18 protein-coding genes and 1 pseudogene are annotated in these 23,137 nt (G+C 69.8%); 14 read left to right on the top strand and 5 right to left on the bottom strand.

The window, feature by feature from the left end; all coding sequences use genetic code 11:
- Nucleotides 1–514: 514 nt before the first annotated feature.
- Nucleotides 515–1,495, top strand: coding sequence for a sucrase ferredoxin (locus B141_RS0124660; protein WP_202805896.1), 981 nt, complete (start codon nt 515–517; stop codon nt 1,493–1,495).
- Nucleotides 1,496–1,539: 44 nt separating this feature from the next.
- Here B141_RS0124660 and B141_RS0124655 read toward each other — a convergent pair whose 3' ends face one another.
- Complete coding sequence (locus B141_RS0124655) at nt 1,540–2,283, bottom strand: phosphotransferase (protein WP_020577862.1); 744 nt, start codon at nt 2,281–2,283, stop codon at nt 1,540–1,542.
- A gap of 451 nt (nt 2,284–2,734) precedes the next feature.
- On the opposite strand from B141_RS0124655, the gene B141_RS0124650 reads away from it, so the two are divergent.
- Nucleotides 2,735–3,937, top strand: coding sequence for an acetyl-CoA C-acetyltransferase (locus B141_RS0124650; protein WP_020577861.1), 1,203 nt, complete (start codon nt 2,735–2,737; stop codon nt 3,935–3,937).
- Here the strand turns inward: B141_RS0124650 and B141_RS0124645 are convergent.
- Both B141_RS0124645 and B141_RS42515 read right to left on the bottom strand, forming a co-directional pair.
- Complete coding sequence (locus B141_RS0124645) at nt 3,934–5,376, bottom strand: sulfatase family protein (protein WP_020577860.1); 1,443 nt, start codon at nt 5,374–5,376, stop codon at nt 3,934–3,936. The two genes, B141_RS0124650 and B141_RS0124645, sit on opposite strands and share 4 nt — an antisense overlap.
- A 75-nt stretch (nt 5,377–5,451) precedes the next feature.
- The gene (locus B141_RS42515; protein ID WP_020577859.1) at nt 5,452–7,548 is read right to left on the bottom strand and encodes an amylo-alpha-1,6-glucosidase; all 2,097 of its coding nucleotides are present in this window, start codon (nt 7,546–7,548) and stop codon (nt 5,452–5,454) included.
- A 97-nt stretch (nt 7,549–7,645) separates the two neighbouring features.
- Here B141_RS42515 and B141_RS52925 point away from each other — a divergent pair.
- The 7 genes and pseudogenes from B141_RS52925 to B141_RS0124610 form a co-directional block, all read left to right on the top strand.
- Nucleotides 7,646–7,879: pseudogene (locus B141_RS52925) on the top strand (LacI family transcriptional regulator); the annotation flags it as partial.
- An 83-nt stretch (nt 7,880–7,962) separates the two neighbouring features.
- Nucleotides 7,963–8,571 carry a substrate-binding domain-containing protein gene (locus B141_RS51635; protein WP_272944106.1) on the top strand — a complete coding sequence of 203 codons (609 nt, stop codon included), beginning with the start codon at nt 7,963–7,965 and terminating at the stop codon, nt 8,569–8,571.
- Nucleotides 8,528–9,031, top strand: coding sequence for a carbohydrate ABC transporter permease (locus B141_RS42505; RefSeq protein ID WP_051114175.1), 504 nt, complete (start codon nt 8,528–8,530; stop codon nt 9,029–9,031). The genes B141_RS51635 and B141_RS42505 overlap by 44 nt, the downstream gene beginning before the upstream one ends.
- Nucleotides 9,032–9,053: 22 nt before the next feature.
- A complete protein-coding gene (locus B141_RS0124625; RefSeq protein ID WP_020577856.1) occupies nt 9,054–11,177 on the top strand; it encodes a 3-hydroxyacyl-CoA dehydrogenase NAD-binding domain-containing protein in 2,124 nt (707 codons plus the stop codon).
- A 69-nt stretch (nt 11,178–11,246) separates the two neighbouring features.
- Nucleotides 11,247–11,864 carry a SatD family protein gene (locus B141_RS0124620; RefSeq protein ID WP_020577855.1) on the top strand — a complete coding sequence of 206 codons (618 nt, stop codon included), beginning with the start codon at nt 11,247–11,249 and terminating at the stop codon, nt 11,862–11,864.
- 115 nt (nt 11,865–11,979) lie between these two features.
- A complete protein-coding gene (locus B141_RS46850) occupies nt 11,980–12,597 on the top strand; it encodes a hypothetical protein (RefSeq protein ID WP_020577854.1) in 618 nt (205 codons plus the stop codon).
- A gap of 104 nt (nt 12,598–12,701) precedes the next feature.
- Nucleotides 12,702–13,850 (top strand): acyl-CoA dehydrogenase family protein, encoded by a 1,149-nt coding sequence (locus tag B141_RS0124610; protein WP_020577853.1) that lies wholly within the window; start codon nt 12,702–12,704, stop codon nt 13,848–13,850.
- A gap of 24 nt (nt 13,851–13,874) precedes the next feature.
- Here B141_RS0124610 and B141_RS0124605 read toward each other — a convergent pair whose 3' ends face one another.
- The gene (locus B141_RS0124605) at nt 13,875–15,041 is read right to left on the bottom strand and encodes a hypothetical protein (protein WP_157181248.1); all 1,167 of its coding nucleotides are present in this window, start codon (nt 15,039–15,041) and stop codon (nt 13,875–13,877) included.
- Nucleotides 15,042–15,177: 136 nt separating this feature from the next.
- On the opposite strand from B141_RS0124605, the gene B141_RS0124600 reads away from it, so the two are divergent.
- From B141_RS0124600 to B141_RS0124585, 4 genes are all read left to right on the top strand, one after another.
- Nucleotides 15,178–16,380, top strand: coding sequence for a CaiB/BaiF CoA transferase family protein (locus tag B141_RS0124600; protein ID WP_020577851.1), 1,203 nt, complete (start codon nt 15,178–15,180; stop codon nt 16,378–16,380).
- 519 nt (nt 16,381–16,899) lie between these two features.
- On the top strand, nt 16,900–18,129 hold the full coding sequence (gene pdhA, locus B141_RS0124595; protein ID WP_020577850.1) for a pyruvate dehydrogenase (acetyl-transferring) E1 component subunit alpha: 1,230 nt from the start codon (nt 16,900–16,902) through the stop codon (nt 18,127–18,129).
- Nucleotides 18,126–19,106: an alpha-ketoacid dehydrogenase subunit beta gene (locus B141_RS0124590; RefSeq protein ID WP_020577849.1), complete on the top strand. Its 981-nt coding sequence runs from the start codon at nt 18,126–18,128 to the stop codon at nt 19,104–19,106. Before pdhA ends, B141_RS0124590 begins: the two co-directional genes overlap by 4 nt.
- Nucleotides 19,107–19,117: 11 nt before the next feature.
- Nucleotides 19,118–20,542, top strand: a complete 1,425-nt coding sequence (locus B141_RS0124585; protein WP_020577848.1) for a dihydrolipoamide acetyltransferase family protein — start codon at nt 19,118–19,120, stop codon at nt 20,540–20,542.
- 81 nt (nt 20,543–20,623) lie between these two features.
- Here the strand turns inward: B141_RS0124585 and B141_RS0124580 are convergent, their stop codons facing one another.
- Complete coding sequence (locus B141_RS0124580; protein WP_020577847.1) at nt 20,624–22,225, bottom strand: alkaline phosphatase D family protein; 1,602 nt, start codon at nt 22,223–22,225, stop codon at nt 20,624–20,626.
- A 262-nt stretch (nt 22,226–22,487) separates the two neighbouring features.
- On the opposite strand from B141_RS0124580, the gene B141_RS0124575 reads away from it, so the two are divergent.
- Nucleotides 22,488–23,084, top strand: a complete 597-nt coding sequence (locus tag B141_RS0124575; protein ID WP_157181247.1) for a hypothetical protein — start codon at nt 22,488–22,490, stop codon at nt 23,082–23,084.
- Nucleotides 23,085–23,137 lie beyond the last annotated feature (53 nt).

Raw genomic sequence — 23,137 nt, 5'->3', positions numbered from 1 at the left:
CTCCTCGGAGTACCAGCCGCTGGCCTGCGGCGGCAACAGCCGTACGACCACCAAGGGTGTCGCTCTGTGGGTCGTGCCNTGNGGCACGCTCGTTCGCATCACGAGCAAGGCGACCGGCAAGACCGTGACCGCTCCGGTCGCGGACCGCGGTCCCGCGTCGTGGACCGGTGTGGCCATCGACCTGCTGCCCGACACCTGGGACGCGCTCGGCGTCTCCCGGGGCCAGGGCAAGCAGCAGGTGACCTACGAAGTGCTTGGCAAGTAAGCACTCCGTGTCCTGTCCGCGGGCCCGCACCTCCCTCCCGGGTGCGGGCCCGCGGCGTCTCTGGGTACGGGAACGGTCGAGGCCGATTGCGGCGCCCGCGGTCAGTTCGCGGCAGTACTGCTGAGACAGTGGGAGCCGGCGTCCCGTGAGGCCCTGAATGATCACGTATACGTGGTCATTGGGTGCTTCACATGGCATCGACGCCGTGCGAGGCAGGGAATGACCACGTAAACGTGATCATTCCGCGTCGTGGGCAGGTCTGGTGTGGAGGTGGCTGTGGCGAAGGCGGGTGTGCGGGAGACTGCGTGCTCGGCGGTGTCGGCGGCGCTGGGCGAGCCGATGGCTGGAACGGCCGCCGCCGCGTCCACCTGGCTCTGCATCGAACAACCTGGGCCATACGGCGCCGACGCCCTGCTGGAGAGCCACCTCGACCATGCGGTCGGAGCGGAGCTGGCCCGGCGAGCCAAGGATTCCGGCGTACGTATCCAACTCATCCGGCGGCCTGGCCGGCACGCTGACGACCACCACGCACTCACCCACCGGCAGGTGTTCCTCGCGCACACCCGGCCGGGTGCGACGTGGCTGGAGCGGGCGGAGGTGGCGGATCCGGAGGAGCTGCTCGACCTTGATTTCGCGGCCGCCGGTGCCGGGGTCTCCCAGGCGTTCGGTGTCCGTGACGAGCGACCCCTGCTGTTGGTCTGCACCAACGGCCGCCGCGACGTGTGCTGCGCACTGCTCGGCCGCCCGGTGGCGCACGAGTTGGTGCGGGAGTACGGCGACGCGGTGTGGGAGTCGACGCACACCGGTGGCCACCGGTTCGCCCCGACGGGGGTGCTGCTCCCGACCGGCTATCTGTACGGCCGGCTCGATCTGGCGTTCGCCGGGCAGGTGCTGGAGCGGGCCGCCGCCGGTGAGGTCGTCGTGGACCGGTGCCGCGGCCGTTCGGTCTGGAGCCCGCCCGGCCAGGTCGCCGAACTCGCGGTCCGCGAACGGATCGATGAGGTCGCGGCCGACGCACTGACCGTCGAGGTCGAGGAGGAGTACGACGACGGCTGGCGGGCCCGCGTCACCTCGCGGGACGGGCGGGCCTGGTGGGTGCGCGGCCAGGAACGCGAGCTCCGGCCGGAACGGCGTACCAGCTGTGCCAAGGCCCCGGTCACGCCGACCGCGCACATCGTCACCGGCGTCGACGAGATCGTGCCCGCGATCGCCGCGCCCGTCGCGCCCTGACCGTGCGCGTCGGCGCATCACGGTTTGAGAGGTCGCGCGACCTCCTAGACGAGGGGCGCTTCGAGGGCGGCGCGGTGGTCGGCCACCCAGGCGTACGCGTCGTGGATCGCATACACGTGCCCACCGTCAACCAGGGCTTGCATGGCCGGATCGCCTTCCGACGCGCCCGCCTCGATGCCACGCCAGCAACGGTCCTGCCACCACAGGATGGTCTCGACGAGTTCCTTGCGGTCGCGGGTGGTCAGACCGTACGAATCGGCGATCAGCAGGAGCAGCCGCGCGGGTCCGGCCGGGTTGGAACGCCGCGGCCCAAGGTCGAGGAACTGCCAGCACACGTGCGCGACATCGTGGAGACGGCGACCCGGCGCGGCGCCGTCCCAGTCGATGAAGGCGTACGGCCGGAGCCCCATCCCGTCGTCGCGGTAGACGGTGTTCTTGGGTGACAGGTCGTTGTGACAGACGACCTCCTCGTCCTCGGCAAGGCGCGTACCCGCCGTCAGGTCATGGAACTGCCTGACCAGCTTGGCGACCCTCACCAGGCTCTCCTCCGACCAGACGTCCGGTGGCTGGGCCGGCTCCCAGGCGACGTGGCCCTCGAGGTAGGTGAGCACCTCGCGCTCCTGCTCGTCGGACCCGAGGTACTTCGGCGCGCCCGGCCACTTGTGCTGCGCGAACATCCGCAACACGTCGTGGACGTACGGCGCGCGGTCAGGCATGGGCCGGCGTACGGTGTCGCCGATGCGGACGACCTCGTTGATGTGCCCGCCTGCCAGTAGCTCCTCGCGCATGGGCACAGCCTGCCTGGTATGACCGCATCGCCCCAACTCGGCACGCCCGAGCTGATCACCCAGTGGCGCGTCTTGGGGCGGGCCTTGCATGGTGGGGACTTGACGCGCGAGGTCCCAGCCGTCTCGCATTGTGTACACCCGAGCGGCCCGAATATTGAGATAAACCGGGGACCAGCAATGAGGCTTATTCAAAACCTCTGGCGCCGGAGAGGCTGCTGGATCTGATTGAGCGCGGAGCCGGTTCATGATCAACTTGTAGAAATCGCCCACGTTTCGCGCGAAAACTGGGCGATTTCTGCAAGTTGCGGGCCGCGGAACCCTGCGGATCTGCGCAGGGACCTTGCCGTGCGGGAGTTTCGGCCGTCTTTGCCCGGGCTCCTTGCGGTTGTTAACGAATCGCGTCTGCGGGGTTCTGCCATTGAAGGGGCCCGCAGGGGGCAAGCTTGAACGTATGACCGAGGCGTACGTCTTCGATGCGGTCCGCACACCCCGGGGCCGGGGCAAGCGGGGGGCGCTGCACAGCGTCAAACCGGTGGCGCTCGCGGCTGGCGTGCTCGACGCGCTCCGCCAGCGCAACCAACTCGACACCGGTCAGGTGGACGATGTCCTGCTCGGGATCGTCACACCGGTGGGCGAACAGGGAGCCGACCTGGCGCGGACGGCGGTGCTGATGGCCGGCTGGGACGTCGGCGTACCAGGTACGCAGCTCAACCGGTTCTGTGCCTCCGGCCTGGAGGCGGTCAACCTCGCCGCGCAGAAGGTGCGGTCGGGGTACGACGACCTGGTGGTCGCGGGCGGGGTCGAGTCCATGTCGCGGGTGCCGATGGGGTCGGACGGCGGAGCGTGGTTCATCGATCCTGAGACGAACCTGCGGACCGGCTTCGTACCCCAGGGCGTGAGCGCCGACCTGCTCGCGACCCTGGAGGGCTTCGGGCGCGAGGACGTGGACGAGTTCGCGTGCCGGTCCCAGCAGCGGGCGACACTGGCCCGTGACAAGAGCTACTTCGAGCGGTCGCTGGTCCCGGTCGTGGACCAGAACGGCACCGTCGTCCTCGACAACGACGAGGCGATCCGATCAGAGACCAGCATCGAGGGGCTGGCGGCGCTCAAGCCCAGCTTCGAGGAGGTTGGCGCTCTGGGGTACGACACCGTGGCGATCGACAGGTATCCCATGGTCGAACGCATCCAGCACGTCCACACCGCGGGTAACTCATCGCAGATCGTGGACGGCGCGGCCGCGGTGCTCATCGGGAGCGAGCGTGCCGGTGCCAACCTCGGGTTGACACCGCGGGCACGGATCGTGAGCACCGCCGCGGTGGGCACCGACCCCACGATCATGCTGGTGGGCCCGGGACCCGCCGCCCGCAAGGCGCTTGACAAGGCCGGCTTGACAGTGGGAGACATCGATCTGTTCGAGGTCAACGAAGCGTTCGCGGCGGTGGTGCTGAGGTTCATGCGCGAGCTGGAGATCTCGCCGGAGGTCGTCAACGTCAACGGTGGTGCGATCGCGCTGGGCCATCCGCTGGGCGCGACCGGAGCCATGCTGCTCGGCACGTTGATCGACGAACTCGAACGCCGGGACCTCCGCCGCGGCCTGGTCACCCTCTGCGTCGGCGGCGGCATGGGCGTCGCCACGATCGTCGAACGCGTCTAGGTCGAGGCACCCACCCAGGGCTCGTCGCCGAACTCCTTCTGCAGCCGGGCCAGCTCGACCTCGAGTTCCTGGCGTACGTCCGCGTAGGCCGGATCGTCGTGGACGCTGCGCAACTCGGCCGGGTCGCGCTCGAGATCGAACAACTCCCACTCCGGCGGCGTGATCCGGTCAGAGGTGCCGGGCAGGCCAAGCCCGTCGCCGTAGTAGTAGACGAGTTTGTACCGCTCCGTGCGGACGCCGTAATGCGCGGGCACGTGGTGGCCGGGCTCGTCGTGTTCCCAGTAGCGGTAGTAGAACGACGTCCTCCAGTCGGCCGGGCGTTCCTCCCGAAGCACCGGGCGCAGGCTCCGGCCCTGCATCCGTGGAAGGGCCTCCAGACCGGCGTAGTCGAGGAACGTCTGGGCGAAGTCGATGTTGAGCGCCATCGCGTCCGTTGACGAGCCGGCCGGGATCTCGCGGGGGTAGCGCACCAGCATCGGCATGCGCACCGACTCGTCGTACATGAAGCGCTTGTCGTACCACCCGTGGTCGCCGAGGAAGAAGCCCTGGTCGGAGGTGTAGACCACGATGGTGTTGTCCCGCAGGCCCTCGGCGTCGAGCACGTCGAGCAGGCGCCCGACGTTCTCGTCGATCGACGTCACGCAGCGCAGGTAGTCCTTGATGTAGTGCTGGTACGCCCAGTGGGTCCGGTCGGTCTCGTCCAACTCGGGCGGGTACGGCGCCTTGAGGTCGCGCTCGTTGAGGTCGCGGCTGATCCGCATGGTGGCGTTGCGGGCCGCCTCGCTGTGTCCGGCGTGGTCGTCGAACAACGTCGCCGGCTCGGGCATTTCGCGGTCGGCGAAGAGGTCGGCGTGCTTGGTGTCGGGGTCCCAGCTGCGGTGCGGTGCCTTGTGGTGCAGCAGAAGGCAGAACGGCCGCGACTGGTCGCGGTCCGTGATCTGCTCGATCGCCAGGTCGGTGAGGACCGTGGTCGTGTAGCCGGGAATGGTGCGACGGCCCTGCGGCGAGATCAGCTCGGGGTTCCAGTACTCACCCTGATCTTCCAGGATCTCCCAGTAGTCGAACCCCTGCGGGTCATGGATGCCGCCATGCCCGAGGTGCCACTTGCCGGCCAGCCAGGTCTGGTAGCCGGCCTCGCGCAGCATCGAGACGAACGTCGGCTGGCTCGCGTCGATGTGCGTCGACAGCCCGCGGACGCCGTTCACGTGGCTGTAGGTGCCGGTGAGGATCGACGCCCGGCTCGGCGCGCACAACGCGTTGGTGCAGTACGTCGCGTCGAACCGCATGCCCTCGTTGGCGATCCGGTCGATGCCCGGGGTCTCCAGCAACGTGTCGTCGTATGCGGAGATGGCGTGGGCCGCGTGGTCGTCGGACACCACGAAGACGATGTTTGGTCGGTCGTACGCCGTGTCCGGCGAGGCGTGGTCAGGACTCGACACGGGACCCTCCTGTCGTCTGGATGCGGTTGGGGGTGGGCCCCACGGGCAGAGCCCGTGGGGCCGGATACCACACAGTCAGTCGGCGTACTCGATCGTGACGGGCGCGGTCGTCTCGACGCTGATCTTGCCGGTCGCGTCGACGTCCACCGTGAGTGGGTGGCCGGCGAGCCGCAGCCCGCTCACCCGCAGCGGGAACCACGAGGCGAACGCCTCGGCCGGTGCGACCCGGAGGACGCCGGACGGCACGTCGGCCGCGAGTCCGAGCGCGGCCTGCAGCAACGTGATCGCCGCGGCCGCGGACCAGGCCTGCGGCCGGCACGAGGCGGGGTAGGCCAGCACGGCCTCGCCCTCCCGCGCGTTCGTGCCCGCGAACAGCTCCGGAATCCGGTAGGCGAAGTCCGGCGCGATCCGGAGCAGCCCGGACGCCAGCGACGCGGCCGGGGTGGCGTGCCCTTCCCGGGCCAGGCCCAGGACGGCGATCGCGGTGTCGTGCGGCCACACCGAGCCGGCGTGGTAGCCGAGCGGGTTGAATCCCGCGGCGTGCGCGCTCATCGTGCGCAGACCGTAACCGCAGTCGAGGTCGTCCTGCGCCAACCGCGCGGCCACCGTCGCCGCCTCGCCCGCGTCGAGCAGGCCGGTGCCGAGCAGGTGGCCGAGGTTGGAGGTCGCGGTGTTGACGGGAGTCTTCGAGCCGTCGAGCGCGATCGCCGGGAAGCGCCCCCGGGCGTCTGACACCCAGAACGTCGTACGGAACCGCTCCCGCAGCGCGCCCGCCCAGTCGCGCAGCCGCTCGGCGCCCGGGCGACCGAACGCCTCGAGCAGAGTGGCGCCGGCGAGTGCCGCCTCGTGGGCGTACGCCTGCGCCTCGCTGAGGGCGATCGACGGGTCCGCGATCCGCCCGTCGGGGAACTGGATCGAGTCGCCGGAGTCCTTCCACCCCTGGTTGGCCAGGCCGTGCCCGCTCTCGTCGACGTACTCCAGGAAGCCGTCCCCGTCCGCGTCGGCGTCAGTGAGCAACCAGCCGAGCGCCGCTTCGAGCGGATCGAGGAGTTCCGCGACGTCGGCTGCCGCCATGCCCCACCGCCACGCGTCGTGCAGGAGGCAGATCCACAGGGCGGTGGCGTCGACCGTGCCGAAGTAGATCGGCGGCAGTCCCGCGTGGCCTCGGACCTTCACCGGCTCCTGGCGTACCTCGTGCAGGATCTTGCCGGGTGCCTCGGCGGTGGCGGGGTCGTGCCGGGTGCCCTGTCGGCGGGCGAGGGTACGCAGGGTGCCGCGGGCGAGGTCGGTGCCGAGCGGCAGAGTCAGCCGGGCGGCCCAGAGCGAGTCGCGGCCGAAGAGCGTGAAGAACCACGGGCTTCCCGCGGCGAGGAAGACGTCGCCGGGTGCGAGCGGATCGGCGAGCGCGAGCGCGGCGAGGTCATCGATGCTCTGATCGACCAGCCGGGTCAGAACGGCCGGGCCCGCCACGGTGACGGGCTCCCAGCCGGGTCCGCTGGCCGCGGGGAGGAAGGAGTTCGCCGTGGCGGCGGGCGCCTCCTCCGCGATCTCCAGCCGAAGCCCCATCGACCAGGTGGTCCGGGCCGGCACCGTGACCTGCCAGGTGAACACCGCCCGGCCGTCGGCGTCGACCGCGATGGTCGGCGGCTCGGACGGCGTACCTGCCGCCTGTTTCCCGGTCTCGGCGCGCAGCGTCACCCGGGTCCGGTCGTCGCCCCACGTGACGGCGGCGGGACCAGCCTCGCCAGCGGGTAGGGTCGCCGCGCTCGCGCCCTGCTTCACCGCGTCCATCCCGGCGAGGTCCACCGACGCCCGCAGGCGCACGGTCGTGGTGATCGCTGTCCGCGCCGCGTTGACCAGCAGCAGCGACTCCTCGAGGCAGCCAGGACGGGCGTGGCGCTCCCGCTCGACGCGGACCGTCGGGTCCGCTCCGGGGTCTCCCAGGTGGCGGAGGACCCCGACGAAATGGGCGTTTCCGGCCGTACGGAGGTGATGGCCGACAGGGACGGGTTCGTGCCCGTCGACGTCGACGACCAGCTCCGACAGGGCCCGCCGGTCGTGGTGGAGTACGCCTTGTACGCCGCCTGGCCGGACCTGTCCGTCGGCGCCGGACAGCGCGACCGTGGGGGCGGCCACACAGCTGACGAGCTCGTGCAGGAATGGTTGCTCCACCTGGCGTCTCCTCGGTCGTCTGCTCCGCCGGTCTGGCGGAGCGCGCTTGACAGGGCTTTGTCACACAGCCTTAACTTTCCTACCAGAATCCGATTTGATGGCGCGCTCGCTGCGTACGCGGACGACCCGGCTCCTCGGCTACTGCGTCCGACCAGTGCCCTCCCTCAACCCGGTCCTCGCGCAGTTCGTGCACGCGGTCACCGAGTCCGCCGCCGAACTCGGCTTCCACGTACTCCTCTTCACCGCGCCATCCGGCGCCGACGGTCTCGAGCGGTACGCCGAACTCCTCGCCCAGCGGGCCGTCGACGGGTTCGTGCTCTCCGACACCGTGGTGGACGACCCACGGCACCGCTGGCTCGCCGCGCACGACGTGCCGTTCGTCGCGTTCGGCGCACCTGGACCGACGACGACGAGTTGTGGGCGTGGGTGGATGTCGACGGTGCCGCCGGCGTGGCGCAGGCGGTCGAGCATGTGCGGGCGCGGGGCCACCGCCGGATCGCGTTCCTGGGCTGGCCGGAAGGTTCCGGGGCCGGCGACGACCGGTGTGCTGGTTACACCTCCGCCTGCGCGCGGCTCGGCGTCACACCGCTCGTCTTCCGGAGCGAGGACGGCATCGACCACGGTCAGGCGCTCGCGACCCGGATGCTCGCCGAGCCAGAGCCACCGACCGCCCTGGTGTGCGTGAGTGACCTGGTGGCAATCGGCGCGCTGCAGGCGGTGAGCGAGCGCGGCCTACGCCCGGGCCACGACATCGCCGTGGTGGGCTTCGACGACACGCCGTCCGTCGCGCTCCCCGGCATCGGCCTCACAAGTGTCAGGCAACCCATCGAAGACGTCGGGCGCGTCGCGGAACGCCTGCTGGTCACCGCGCTCGGCGGCCTGGACCAACCAGGTGATCAGTCCCCTGAACGGCTGCTCAGGCCTTCCCTCAGCATCCGTTCGAGCACAGATCCAGATAGTGGTCCTCAACGAGCTCGGGATGTTCAACACGTACGCCGGGATGATCCTTCCGCTGCTCTGTGATGCGGTCGGGATGCTGCTCATGAAGAGCGCATTCGAGGCCGTGCCGTACGAGCTGGAAGAGGCGGCGCGGATCGACGGCGCCAGCGTGTGGCGGACGTTCTGGAGTGTCGTGCTGCCACTGGTGCGGCCGGCCCTGATCACCGTGACAATCCTGTCGTTCCAGGGATCCTGGAACGAATTCACCCACTTCCTGGTCGCCACCTCCGACCCGGACCTCGCGACGCTCAACCTCGGGCATCGCCCGGCTGTCCGCGGGCGACCTCAAGGGAGCGCAGCAGTTCCCGCTGGAGCTGGCGCTCGCGACGTTGTCCACAGTCCCGATCGCGGTCGTGTACGTCTTCTTCTCCCGCTACTTCCTGAGGTCTGGCTCGACGTCCGGCCTGAAGTAGCTCGACTGAAGAGGCCCGACCGCGGGTACCGTTTCGGCTGTCGCGGGGACACCCAGCCGAGACGGAGTTGACCCAGCGCGGGAGAGGGCCGTCATGACAGAAGCGGTGCGGTACGACAGGGACGCCGACGGCGTGGTGACGCTGACGCTTGACCAGCCGGGTCAGGCGGCCAACGTGATGAACGCGGAGTACGTCTCGGCGATGGGTGCCGCGGTCGACCGGCTCGAACGCGAGCGGGACGAGATCCGCGGAGTAGTCCTCACCTCGGCCAAGTCGACGTTCTTCGCCGGCGGTGACCTCGAGCTCCTGAGCCGGGTGACCGCCGACAACCTGGAGGAGTTCGCCGGGTTCCTCACTCAGGCGAAGGGACAGCTGCGCCGGCTCGAGCGCCTCGGCCGACCCGTGGTCGCCGCGATCAACGGGTCGGCCCTGGGTGGTGGGCTGGAGATCGCGCTGGCCTGCCACCACCGGGTGGTGCTGGACGATCCGAATGTCAACCTCGGCTTTCCCGAGGTGACACTGGGCCTGCTGCCGGGCGGCGGTGGGATCGTCCGCACCGTACGCCTCCTCGGGCCGCAGGCCGCCCTGCCGTTGTTGGTGGAAGGCACCCAGCTGCGCCCCGCGGCCGCCCAGAAGCTCGGGCTGGTGGACGAACTCGCCGGCGGTCCCGACGAGGTGGTGGCCAAGGCGCGGGAGTGGCTCGACTCCGGTGCCGAGCCCGTCCAGCCCTGGGACCGGCCGGGCTTCATGATTCCCGGGCTGCCGCCCGGTGACCCGCGCGCGTACCCCCTCTTGTCGGCGGCGCCCGCGATGCTCGCCAAGCGCACCCACGGCGTCTACCCCGCGCCCGAGCGGATCCTCGCCGCCGCGGTGGAGGGTGCCTTCGTGGACGTGGACACCGCGTTCGAGATCGAAAGCCGCTACTTCCTTGAGTTGGTGATCAGCCCGATCGCCAAGAACATGATCGGCACGTTGTGGTTCGGCCGTAACGAGGTACGCCGCGGGCCGTCGAAGCCGGCCGGCTACGAGCGGCGGCCGGTGGAGCGGCTGGCCGTTCTCGGTGCCGGGATGATGGGGTCCGGCATCGCCTACACCAGCGCGAACGCCGGTATCGACGTGGTGCTCAAGGACGTCTCACTCGCCGCCGCCGAGGCGGGCCGGGACCGGATCGGCGCCCTGCTCGACGAACGGATCGCTGGCGGCAAGTCGACGCCGGAACGGCGTACCGAGGTCCTCCGCCGGATCAGCCCCACCGACACCGACGCCAACCTCGCCGGGTGCGATCTCGTCATCGAGGCCGTCTTCGAGGATCGCGAGCTCAAGAGCGCCGTCCTCGCCATGGCCGAACGTATGGCCCGGCCCGACGCTCTGATCGCCTCCAACACCTCGACGCTGCCGATCACCGGGCTGGCGGAGTCGGTGCGGGCGCCTGAGCGGTTCGTCGGCCTGCACTTCTTCTCGCCGGTGCACAAGATGCCGCTCGTCGAGATCATCCGGGGGCGCCTCACCTCTGACGTGACGCTGGCGCGGGCGTTCGACTACGTACGCCAGATCGGCAAGGTGCCCATCGTCGTCAACGACAGTCGCGGCTTCTTCACCTCGCGCGTCTTCGGGACGTACCTCACCGAGGGCATCGCCATGGTGGTGGAGGGCGTCCCGCCGGCCCTGGTGGAGAACGTCGCCCGCAAGGCGGGCCTGCCGGTGGGGCCGCTCGCGGTCGCCGACGAGGTGAGCCTGACCCTGGTGGCGCGGATCCGGGCGCAGGAGGTCGCCGACCTCGCCGCCGAGGGGCGGGCGCCGCTCGACCATCCCGCGTACGCGGTGATCGACCGGATGGCGACCGAGCTTGGACGCCCGGGCAGGTCCGCCGGCGCCGGCTTCTACGACTATCCGCCGGGCGGCGGAGCCAAGCGACTGTGGCCCGAACTCGCCGAGCACTTCGCGGTCGGGTCCGGCGACGTGCCCGAGGAGGACGTCCGGGACCGCCTGCTCTTCATCCAGTCGATCGAGACCCTGCGCTGCCTGAACGAGGGGGTGGTCCGGTCGGCGCGCGATGCGAACGTCGGCAGCATCCTCGGTATCGGCTTCCCGGCCTGGACGGGTGGGGCGGTGCAGTTCGTGGAGGCGTACGGCGGGCCGGCGGCGTTCGCGGCCCGGGCCAAGGAGCTGGCCGCGCGGTACGGCGAGCGGTTCCAGCCGCCTCCGATCAAGTCATAATCCTTGATTTGACCCGTTCAATGCTGTTGCCTTGACTCCCATGGCTAACCGGGTGGGGAGGAGGCGCGCATGCTGGTCCTGACGATCGACCAGCAGGCGAGCCGGAACGCCGAGGACCGGATCGAGGAGCTGCTCGACCAGCTTCGCGCCGAACCGTGGGCTGACCGCCTGGTCCGTGGGTTCGAGCGCACCGCCGGCGATGAGGTGCAAGGTCTGCTTGACCAGCCTTCGGATGCGGTGGACGCCAGCCTCGCACTGGTCCGCGACGGCCGGTGGTACGTCGGAGTGGGTGTCGGACCGGTCCGCGAACCCCTCCCCGACAGTGTGCGGGCGGCGGCGGGTCCGGCGTTCGTGCACGCGCGGGAGGCGGTCGACCGGGCCAAGGCGAGCCCGGCCAGGTTGGCCGTGGTCGGACCCGACCCCGAGTCGGCACGTGACGCCGAAGCATTACTGGCACTCTTGGCCGCGGTGGTGCAACGCCGGAGCCGGCAGGGCTGGGAGGTGGTCGATCTGATGGCGCGGGGGCTCGCCCAGAAGGACGTCGCAGAGCGCCTTGGCATCAGTCCGCAGGCGGTGAGCCAGCGGCTGCGTTCGGCCCTCTGGAACGAAGAACGCCGGGTCCGCCCGCTCGCGGTTCGGCTGCTCGCGCAGGCCGACGCGCCCGGAGCGAAGCGAGGACGCGCATGAGCGAGCGCAGCGAGCGAATCATTCAGTACAGCGCCATGAGCGAGCGCGGCGAGCGAATCATTCAGTACAGAGCCATTAGTGCCTCATGCGCGCCCGGAGCGAAGCGAGGACGCGCATGAGGGCGGCGACGCTCGTCGTCCTGGCCGTCCTCCTGCTGGGAACCCTCGCCTGCTGGGATCCGCGGGTGAAGGCCCGGCTGGACGCCGTTCCCTGGTGGATGGTGGCGCTCGGTCCCTCCGCGGCGCTTGCCGTGGCGGGGCTGTTCGCCTCCGGCGCGCCGGCCGGTCAGACAGGGTGGACGGCGAACGCCGCGGCGGTGCTGGCGGTGGCGGTCGCGGTCACCGGCGGCGGCCCCGTTACCGCAGCGCTCCTCCGCGGAGCCGAGCCGGCCGTCCCCGAGATCACCCACCCCACCGAACCCGCTGAGCCGGCCGAGTCACGGCACGCTTCCGTCGGCGTTGCTGACCCCATCGAGTCGCGGCCGACCTCTCACGAACCCGTTCGGCCGGTGCTGCGCGGCGGCGCATGGATCGGCGCCCTGGAACGCGCGGCGATCGCGGCCAGCCTGCTCGCGGGGCTCGGCGAGGGGGTCGCGGTGGTCCTCGCGATCAAGGGCCTGGGCCGGTATCCCGAGCTGCGGGCGTCGGGTGCGGCGGAACGCTTCATCATCGGTACGTTCGCCAGCCTGCTCTGGGCAGGCGGCGCGGTCGGAGTCGCCCTCCTCCTCCGCTAGCGGGACCGAGGCCTCGCGGGTCGTGCCCAGAGACCGAAGGCCCATCGCAGACCTGGTGATGCTGGCAGCAGCCGACTCGGCCCGGATGCTGGCAGGATCGGACCATGCGGGTTGGCTACTTCGACACCGATCATGATGCTTTCCGCCAGTCGTTCCGGGCGTTCTGCGAACGCGAGATCGTCCCGCGCCAGCCTGCCTGGCAGCAGGCCGGTCAGGTCGACCACGAGATCTGGCGCACCGCCGGGAAGCAGGGCTTTCTGATCCCGGCGGCGGACGCGGCGTACGGCGGGCTCGGCATCACCGACCTGCGGTACGAGCAGGTGATGATGGAGGAGCTCGCCGCGGTCCACGAGTCCGGCTTCGGCCTGCCGCTGCACAACGCGATCGTGGCGCCGTACCTCATCCACGCGGGCACCCGGCACCAGAAGCGCCGCTTCCTCACCAGGGCGGTGACTGGCGAGGCCATCCTCGCGATCGCGATCACCGAGCCCGACGCCGGATCCGATGCGGCCGCGATGCGCACCCACGCGGTCGAGGCGGACGATCACTGGGTCCTCGACGGCGCCAAGACTTTCATCTCCAACGGCATCAGCGCCGACGTGGTGATCGTCGCCGCACGGACCCAACCCGACCGGCGGCACGGCATCGGGTTGTTCCTCGTGGAGAGTGGTACGCCGGGATTCAGCCGTGGCCGCAAGCTCGACAAGCTCGGTCTGCGTACCCAGGACACCGCGGAGCTGTTCTTCGACAACGTGCGGGTTCCCAAGGATCACGTGCTCGGCAACCCCACCGAAGGGTTCGCGCAGATCACCCGGCTGTTCGCGCAGGAACGCCTGGTGGTCGCGATGAGTGCGGTGGCGACCGCGGCGGTGGCGCTCCGGGACACGATCGCCTACGTACATCAGCGGCACGCGTTCGGCCGGCCGATCGCGGCCTTCCAGGACACGAGGTTCCGGCTCGCGGCGCTGCGGACCGAGGTCGACGTCGCGCAGGCGTTCGTCGACCGGTGCGTGCTCGCCGCGAACGCCGGGAACCTGGATGCGCCCTCCGCCGCCGAGGCGAAGCTGTTCGCCACCGAGATGCTCGGGCGGGTGGTGGACGACTGCGTCCAGATGCACGGCGGGTACGGCTACATGTGGGAGTACCCCATCTGCCAGGCGTACGCCGACGCCCGCGTCCAGCGGATCTACGCGGGCACCTCAGAGATCATGAAGGACATCATCGCCCGGTCGATGCTGGACTCGTCCAGCTGATCGCCGGGCGACAGACGGGCAGCGTCACGCGGAAAGGCTGCGGGCGATGGCCGTGGCCGCGTCCCGCACGGCCTGTTCGAGTTCGGTGTCCAGAGCCGGCGTGGTGCCCTTGTCGGTGAGGTCGACGCCGGTGTAGCTGACCACGACTCGGGCGTCGTCGAGAGCGAATCCGATCCGTGCCGTGCGCGCCTTCTTCGGGTACGGCTCGAGGACCAGGCTCGCGTGCTCGCCGGTGCCCGCGGAGAAGGGCTTCGCGGCGTACCCCATCGCCCACTGGCGGGCTCCCACCCGGGCGCGGGCAGCTCCGTCGTGGCCCGCCTGAGGTGCGTACACCCTGATCGTGACCGCCAGATCACGGATGACCGCCTTGCGGTCCGGTCGAGGCGCGGGAATCCCCGCCAGCTCGCGCATCTTCCACTCGCACCTGGATTCGGAGTAACTGCGGGGGCGGGATTCGTTCGTCGGCCCGTCCTGGCTGTCGATGGTCCCGGTGAGCCGGCGCGCCACCGCTGACGGCAGCTGTCCGCAGGCGTCGGGGATGGTGACCGGGCGTTCCGCACGGGGCCCCCGCTCAGACGCGCGGGCGGCCGGTGCCGCCATCAGGCGGCGCGAGACCTCCCGGCCCATCGTGACGACGGTGCGTTGGGCCTCCGCCTTGCCGAGTGGTTGGGGCTTCGGACTGTCGGGACGGCTCTCCCAGGCATGCAAGCCGACGGTGATCCGGGCGCGATCCTGGCAGAAGTTCACGGAGGTGGTGGTCGGGTCGAACGGGTCTGACTGGAAGACGACGGCCTCTCGTCCCAGGTCGTCGAGGCGTACCCCGCGACCGTCCCTGGTGAAAAGGCGCATGGACTCGCACGCCCGGTCGGGATCCTCATAGAGCGAGACTTCGACCGCGGCCCGCCGCTTGGAGGTGGTGCGACTGGAGAACGTGAGGGCGTCGTCCGTGGCGAACTCCCAGGTGCACGAGGCCATCGGAAGGACCTTGGAGGTCGCGCTGTCCAGGAGGCCGGGTGCGCCGAGGCTGGGGCCGACCACCCGCTCAACCGTCTGGGACGTCAGCAGGGCGCAGGGATCGGGGAGGGTCGTGCGCTTTCCCTTCTCCGGCGCTGGTCCGGACCCACATCCGGCCGCGCCCAGGGCCGCGATGGCCAGGAGTGCCAACGCTCTCCGCGCATGCCGTCGTCTCATCGCGGCGTTCTCCTCTTCCCCGTTCGAGTTCCCCGTCGAGTTCCGCCGTGCCTTATCCGTCCGCCGGCAGCGACTGGCTCCGCCGCGCCTGCCACGACCGCCGGGCCGGCGACTTTATCGGAGGACCCGGACAGACATGATCGTGACCTTTGACCTTTCGCCCGCGGGCTCGGCGCGGGTCGGTCCGGTCCCCGATGATGGGACGGTGAGCGGTCCTCTGAGTGGCATCCGGGTGGTCGAGATCGCGAGCCTGGCGCCGGGCCCGTTCGCGGCGACCATGTTGTCCGACCTTGGGGCGGAGGTTCTGCGGCTGGACCGGACCGATGCGCCGTCCGGGGCGCCGCCACCCGATCCCCTCGGGCGCGGCCGGCGGTCGGTGGCGATCGACCTCAAGCATCCCGAGGGCGTCAAGGCCGCCTTGCGGTTGATCGATGCGGCAGACGTCCTCGTCGAGGGCTTCCGGCCCGGCGTCTGCGAACGTCTCGGTATCGGGCCGCAGACCTGCCACGCCCGCAACCCGCGCCTGGTCTACGCCCGGATCACAGGATGGGGGCAGGACGGTCCGCTGGCCCACACCGCCGGCCACGACATCGACTACCTTGCGGTGTCGGGTGCCCTGGAGCCGATCGGCCCGGCGGACGGCCCGCCCGTACACCCCCTCAACTACGTGGCCGACTTCGCTGGTGGCGGGTTGCTCGCCGTGGTCGGGATACTCGCGGCCCTCCACGAACGCACGAGATCCGGACGCGGCCAGGTCGTCGACACGGCGATGGCCGAGGGTGCGGCGCTGCTCTTGGCGCATCTGCACGGCCTGCGCGCCGCCGGGATGTGGTCGGCGCCCCGTGGGCGCAACCTGCTCGACGGCGGTGCGCCGTTCTATCGCACCTACCCGTGCGCCGACGGGAGGTACGTCGCGGTCGGTGCTCTGGAGCCCAAGTTCTACGCCGCGCTACTTGCCGGGCTCGGCCTCGCCGGCGAGGAACTCCCCGAGCAGTACGACCAGGCCGGGTGGCCGAGGCTGCACGAGCGGTTCGCGGCGGCGTTCCGCGCCCGGACCCGGGACGAGTGGGCCGCGACCTTCGCGGACACCGACGCCTGCGTCGCACCCGTCCTCGATCCGGACGAGGCGCCGCTCCATCCGCAGTTGGCCGCCCGGGGGACCTTCGTCGACGTCGCGGGGATGCGACAGCCCGGCCCGGCACCCCGCCTGTCGAGAACGCCGGGTCGGGTCGCCGGACCCGCGCCGGCCACCGGTCAGCACACCCGCGAGGCCCTGTCCGACTGGGGATTCGAGGCGGCCGAGATCGAGCACCTGCTCCGGGTGGGTGCCGCTCGCTGAATGATCACGTATACGTGGTCATTACCAGCTTCACGTGGTGCCGACACCATGTGAGGCATGCAATGACCACGTATACGTGATCATTCAGGCCCCACCCGAGGTCTCGCTCGGCCTCGCGTTGCTGGGCCAGAAGTGTGGTCGCGCAACCCGCACGATTCCAGACATAGCCCCCGCTGGCCGAGCCAACGAGCGTACGCCCATTCCGGTAGCTCAGAGGCGTCGAGCGGACACGCGGCGCCGCAAGATCCAGATAGTCGGGTGTCCGACCAGAAGATCGGGCGTTCGACTAACTGTGGAAGCCGTACGACAAACCTGTCCGGCGAACCGTGGGTTCCGACATGGTGTGGCTCCGCGGGCGGGGCTGATCCTGGATTTGGTTCCACACAAGTTCGTGGAACGACCGGGCGCACGCGGCTGGATCGGGTGCGCTGACGGGGCGCTGTAGGTACGTTGGTGGCACGACTGTGGGCTCGATACCCACGGTCGTGCGCGTCGTACCCCTCGCGCCCACCGGTGGCGATGAGTCCCGACGCGCCGAGCTCCGGCCCGGTGGCGGCGATCCCGCCCACCGATGGACTGAAGGAGTGCACGGTGACGACGGAAGGCACGTTCGGGCCCGCCCAGGGTTCGGCGCAGGAGGGTGGTCCCGAGCTCGTCCAGCTGCTGACCCCCGAGGGGGAACGCCGCGAGCATCCGGACTACACGTTCGACCTCGACGACGAGGCGATCAGAGGTTTCTACCGCGACATGGTGCTGACCAGGCGGATCGACTCCGAGGCCACCGCGTTGCAACGCCAGGGTGAGCTGGGAATCTGGGCGTCACTGCTTGGCCAGGAGGCCGCGCAGATCGGCTCCGCCCGCGCGACCCGGGCGCAGGACTTCATCTTTCCTTCCTATCGCGAGCATGGCGTCGCGTGGTGTCGCGACATTGACCCACTCGCGTTGACCAGCATGTTCCGCGGCGTCGACCACGGTGCGTGGGATCCCGGGGCGGTCAATTTCCATCTGTACACGATCGTCATCGGCGCCCAGACCCTGCACGCGACGGGGTATGCGATGGGCATCCAGAAGGATGGCTGCGTCGGCACCGGTGATCCCGATCGGGACACCGCGGTCATGGTCTATTTCGGTGACGGTGCCAGCGCGCAGGGCGACGTGAACGAAGCGTTCATCTGGTCCTCGGTCTTCAACGCGCCCGTCGTGTTCTTCCTGCAGAACAACCAGTGGGCCATCTCCGCGCCGAGTGAGAAGCAGTCCCGGATCCCGCTCTACCGCCGGTCCAGCGGGTTCGGATTTCCCGGTGTACGCGTGGACGGCAACGACGTCCTCGCCTGCTATGCCGTGACGAAGGCCGCGCTCCAGCAGGCGCGGGAAGGCGGCGGCCCCAGCCTGGTCGAGGCGTTCACGTACCGCATGGGTGCCCACACCACCACCGACGACCCGACCCGTTATCGCCTGCAGGCCGAACTCGAACACTGGAAGCACAAGGACCCGCTCGCCCGGGTCAAGGCGTACCTCACCCGTAACGGCCTGGTGGACGCCGACTTCTTCGCCGAACTCGAGCGCGAGGCGGACGAACTCGCCGAGCGGGTCCGCTCCGGCACCCGCGCGATGCCCGAGCCCAACCTGGCTGAGCTTTTCGACCTGGTGTACGCCGAAGGCACACCGGAGCTTCAGGAACAGCAGCGGTGGTACACCGAATACCACGCGTCGTTCCACGATGCCGCATCCGCGGAGGTGGCCCGATGACCCAGCTCACCCTCGCCAAGGCTCTGAACGCCGGCATGCGTCGCGCCATGGAAGGCAATCCAAAAGTCATCGTCATGGGCGAGGACGTCGGCAAACTCGGCGGCGTTTTCCGGGTCACTGACGGATTGCAGAAGGACTTCGGCGAAGCACGCGTCATTGACACGCCGCTCGCGGAGTCCGGAATTATTGGTACGGCCGTCGGCCTTGCCATGCGCGGATATCGGCCGGTCTGCGAGATACAGTTCGACGGCTTCGTCTATCCGGCGTACGACCAGATCGTCAGCCAGGTAGCCAAAATGCGCGTCCGGTCGCGGGGCAAGGTCACCTTGCCGGTGGTGATCCGGATCCCGTACGGCGGCGGGATCGGTGCGGTCGAACACCACTCCGAATCCCCGGAAGCCTATTTCGCGCATACCGCGGGGCTGAAGGTCGTGACGTGCGGCAATCCCAGTGACGCGTACTGGATGATCCAGCAGGCCATCGCCAGCGACGACCCGGTGATCTTCTTCGAACCCAAGCGTCGTTATCATGACAAGGCCGAGGTCAATACCGAGCTTTCGGCCCCACCCGTTCCCTTGCACGCTTCACAAATCGTCCGGGACGGGACCGACGCGACGCTGCTGTGTTATGGCCCGATGGTCAAGACCTGCCTTGCTGCCGCGGAGGCCGCCGAGCAGGACGGCCAGCACCTGGCCGTCGTGGATCTGCGCACCCTTTCGCCGTTCGACCTTGGTCCGGTGTATGAGTTGGTACGCCGCACCGGCCGCGTCATCGTGGTGCACGAGGCGCCGATCACCGGTGGGCTCGGCGCCGAACTCGCGGCCAGGATCACGCAGGAATGTTTCTTCTCGCTGGAGGCGCCGGTGCTCCGGGTGGGCGGATTCGACCTGCCATATCCACCGGCCCGGGCCGAGGAGGAATACCTCCCGGACCTTGACCGGGTCCTCGATGCCGTCGACCGCGTGCTCGCGTACTAAAGGAGAAAGCCATGGCGGAACTCCGCGAGTTCAAGCTGCCGGACGTCGGTGAGGGACTTGTCGAGGCCGAGATCGTGTCGTGGCGGGTGAAGCCCGGCGACGCGGTGAAGGTCAACGACATCGTGGTCGAGATCGAGACCGTCAAGTCGCTGGTCGAGCTGCCCTGCCCGTACGACGGGACGGTTGCCGAACTCCTGGTCCCCGAAGGTCAGGTAGTCCCGGTCGGTACGCCGATCATCCGGATCGGTGTGGGTAAGGCCGCGGGCGTCGCCCCGACCCCGGCCGGTGCGGGCGCACCGGCGGCGGCCTCGGCCACCGACAACGGCGCGGCCGGTGGCCCCGCCGGGGACGGCGCGACCAGCACCCTGGTTGGTTATGGCCCGAAGCCGACGGCGGCCGGCCGGCGCCCCCGAAGCCGGCCAGGCTCGCCCCCGCCCGCTGTCCCTGCATCCGCTGCGGCCCCGGCGCCCACAACCGCCCCGCCCGCTGCCCCAGCACCGTCGGTCGTCCCGACCCCGACCCCGACCCCGGCACCCGCGCCCGAACCCACCCCGGTGCGGGCGAAGCCGCCGGTCCGCAAGCTGGCCAAGGACCTCGGCGTCGACCTGCACACCGTCCTGCCGACCGGCCCCGACGGCACTGTCAGCCGGGCCGATGTGGAGGCGTTCGCGGCGGCCACCGCGGTCGCACCAGCCGAGGTAGGACCCGGCGTTCCGGAGCGCGCCGCACCGGGCATGCGCGAGACGAGGGTGCCCGTCCGTGGCGTACGCCGGGCCACCGCGCAGGCGGTGACGCAGAGCGCCTTCACCGCGCCGCACGTCACCGAGTGGGTCAGCGTCGACGCGACGGCGACGATGGACCTGCTGGCGAAGCTCAAGGAGCGCCGCGACCTCGCCGACGTCAAGCTCACCCCACTCGTCGTGGTCGCCAAGGCGTGCCTGCTGGCCCTCCGGCGTACGCCCGAACTCAACGCCACCTGGGATGACGCGGCCGGCGAGATCATCCTCAAGCACTACGTCAACCTCGGTATCGCCGCAGCCACGCCGCGCGGACTCGTCGTGCCGAACATCAAGGACGCCGACCAACTGTCGCTGCCCGACCTCGCGCGGGCGTTGAACCACCTCGCAAAGACCGCAAGGGAAGGCCGGACGCCGCCGGCGGACATGCAGCACACGTCGTTCACGATCACCAACGTCGGGGTCTTCGGCATCGACGGGGGCACTCCGATCCTGAATCCCGGAGAGTCCGGCATCCTCGCCGTCGGCGCGATCCGCAAGCAGCCGTGGGTCGTCGACGACGAGGTGGTTCCGCGCTGGGTGGTCACCTTGTCGGTGTCGTTCGACCACCGGATCGTCGACGGCGAGCAGGGTTCGCGGTTCCTCGCCGATGTGGCGAGTGTCCTCGAGGATCCCGCGAACGCCCTGCTGCTCGCCTGACCCGACAGTTCCGCCCGACTCAACCTGTTCCGCTCGACCGGCCGGGACCTCACCGCGAGGTCCGGGCCGGTCGAGGCGTGGTCAGCGGGCCGCCGGAGCGAGCGACTTGGTGAAGAGCACCTTCGCGTCCTGGTCCCGCAGGCGTACCGTCAGCTCGGCCGTCTCACCGGAGATCTCGACCTCACCGAAGTGCTGGAACCCCTCCAAGGGCGAGGTGTTGTCCCGCGGCGGCGCGCTGACGAAGACCTCCTCCGGCCCGAACGTCGGGTCGAGCGGCGTGGTCCTGAACGCCCCCGCGTGGATCGGCCCACCGACGAACTCCCAGAACGGCTCGAAGTCCTGGAAGCTCGCCCGGTCCGGTGAGTAGTGGTGCGCCGCCGCGTGGTGGACGTCGGCGGTCAACCAGACGACGTTGCGGATGTCTTTCTGGCGCAGCGTCGACAGCAGCGAGGCGATCTCGATCTCCCGGCCCTTCGGCGCACCGGGATCGCCCTGCCCGATCGCCTCCACCGCGGTCGCGCCATCGGGCACGACCAGGCTGAGCGGAAGGTCGTTCGCGATGATCTTCCAGGTCGCGCGGGACTTCAGTAGCCCGTCGGTCAGCCACCGCAGCTGGCGCCACCCCAACACGCCGCCGTCGGGGACGGTCTCGAGCCCGTCAGTGTTGGGGTCCTTGTAGGTGCGCATGTCGAGAACGAAGACGTCGAGCAGCGGGCCGTATGAGATCTTCCGGTAGATCCGGCCGTCGGGATCGCTTCGCTGCGTGCGGATCGGCATCCACTCGAAGAACGCCTGCCGTCCCCGAGCGGCCAGCACGTCGATCCGCTTCTCGGTGTAGCGGGTGTCGTCGATGATCTGACCGGGGTACCAGTTGTTGCGGACCTCGTGGTCGTCCCATTGGTTGATCTGCGGAACGTCGGCGGCGAACGCGCGGACGTGCTCGTCGAGCAGGTTGTACGCGTACTGGCCGCGGTACTCGTCGAGCGTCTCGGCCACCTTGCTCTTGGCCTCGGTCGTGACGTTGCGCCAGACCCGGCCGTCCGGAAGCGTGACGGTCGCGGGGATCACACCATCGGCGTACACCGAGTCGCCGGAGTTGAGGTAGAAGTCCGGCTGGAGGGCACGCATCCGCTCGAAGATCCGGATGCCACCGAGGTCGGGGTTGATGCCCCAGCCCTGGCCGGCCATATCGGCGGACCAGAGGAACCTCACATCCGAACGCCGGGCCGGCGCGGTGACCAGGCGACCGGACAGGGGTTCGCCGCGAACCCCATGCCGGTCAGGGTCTTCCAGGACGACCCGGTAGAAGAGTTCGCTGCCGGCGGGCAGACCCCGCAGGTCGACCTTGCCGGTGAGGTCGGTCTGTGCGGTGAGGACGGGCCCGCGCACGGTCGTGAACCTGCTGAAGTCCGGCGTCCGGCTCACCTCGACGAGCAGGCGCGCGGTCCGGTCGGCGCGGGCCCAGATGACGGAGCTGCCGGCGGTGGGATCGCCGCTGGCGATGCCATTGGTGAGCCGCGGCCGACCGGAGCGCAGGACAGCTGGGGCGTTCGACCTGTTGGCGGCGTAGGCCGGCGTACCCGAGACGGCGGCCAGGCCCGCGGCGGCGAGCCCGGCGTGGAGGAGGGTACGGCGGGGGAGCGCTAGGGGTGCTGGACGTGTTGGGAAACGGCGTTCAGGCATGCGTTTCTGTCTACGGGCACGCGGTGAGCGCGGGTACAACGTGGATCAGCCACGGGGTGACCAACGACCGACCGCATGATCAGCAAATCTGCTCAGACGTATCCGGTCGGGATGGTGAATAACGCACGACTGGGCACTCGCACTGACCGAAACCGGGCGTGTACATACGGTGATTTCGGGCAAACGTTACGACAGTGATTTCGGGCCCATGTCATCATCATTGGCAGACGTGCGTAGTCCGACCGTCCAGGAGGTGGTATCCGTGCGTCGACGTCGAAGTATGTGGTTGGCCGTGCTGACCGCGATCGTGGTCGCGGGATGGCAGGCTCAGATCGCTCAGGCCGCTCCGCTCGTCGGGACCGCCCGGCACTGCGTCGCCGGCTTGGCCGCGGTCCCCGTTGATGGTGTGGCGGGTACGTCGAAGGTCACTGACTTCACTTGTTACGACACCTTCGCCGAGTCGATCAGGCACGCGACAGGTGGCCGCGTCACGGTCGCATCCGGCGCCGAAAGCGTGACCACCAAGCAGCTACTCACCGCCGGCGCGATCTCCACCGGCACGGCCGCGGCCGCCCAGCCGCTGCTCGGTATTGAGTACCAAAACGGCAGCTTCGGGGGCGAATCCCTGGTGTTGTACGGCTCGAGCGGCACGGGCTGCTACGCCGGCACCTGGTACGGCTTCCCGCGGATGTCAGACCTGGGATTCGACAACCGGATCTCATCAGCGAGGGCGTACTCCAACTGCATCGGCAAGCACCACGACGGCACCAGCTACACCGGTGACTACGTCTACTGCGAGTCCAGCTGTTCCTCGCTCGGCGCCATGAACGACCGCACCTCGTCCATCAAGTTCTTCTGAGAGGCCCCCTGGCCGCGCTGCCGCCCGGGGGCAGCGCGGCCATCCCTGCTCGG

This window comes from Actinopolymorpha alba DSM 45243 (assembly GCF_000373925.1).
Classification (GTDB): domain Bacteria; phylum Actinomycetota; class Actinomycetes; order Propionibacteriales; family Actinopolymorphaceae; genus Actinopolymorpha; species Actinopolymorpha alba.
This window is presented reverse-complemented; position numbering and strand designations above follow the sequence as displayed.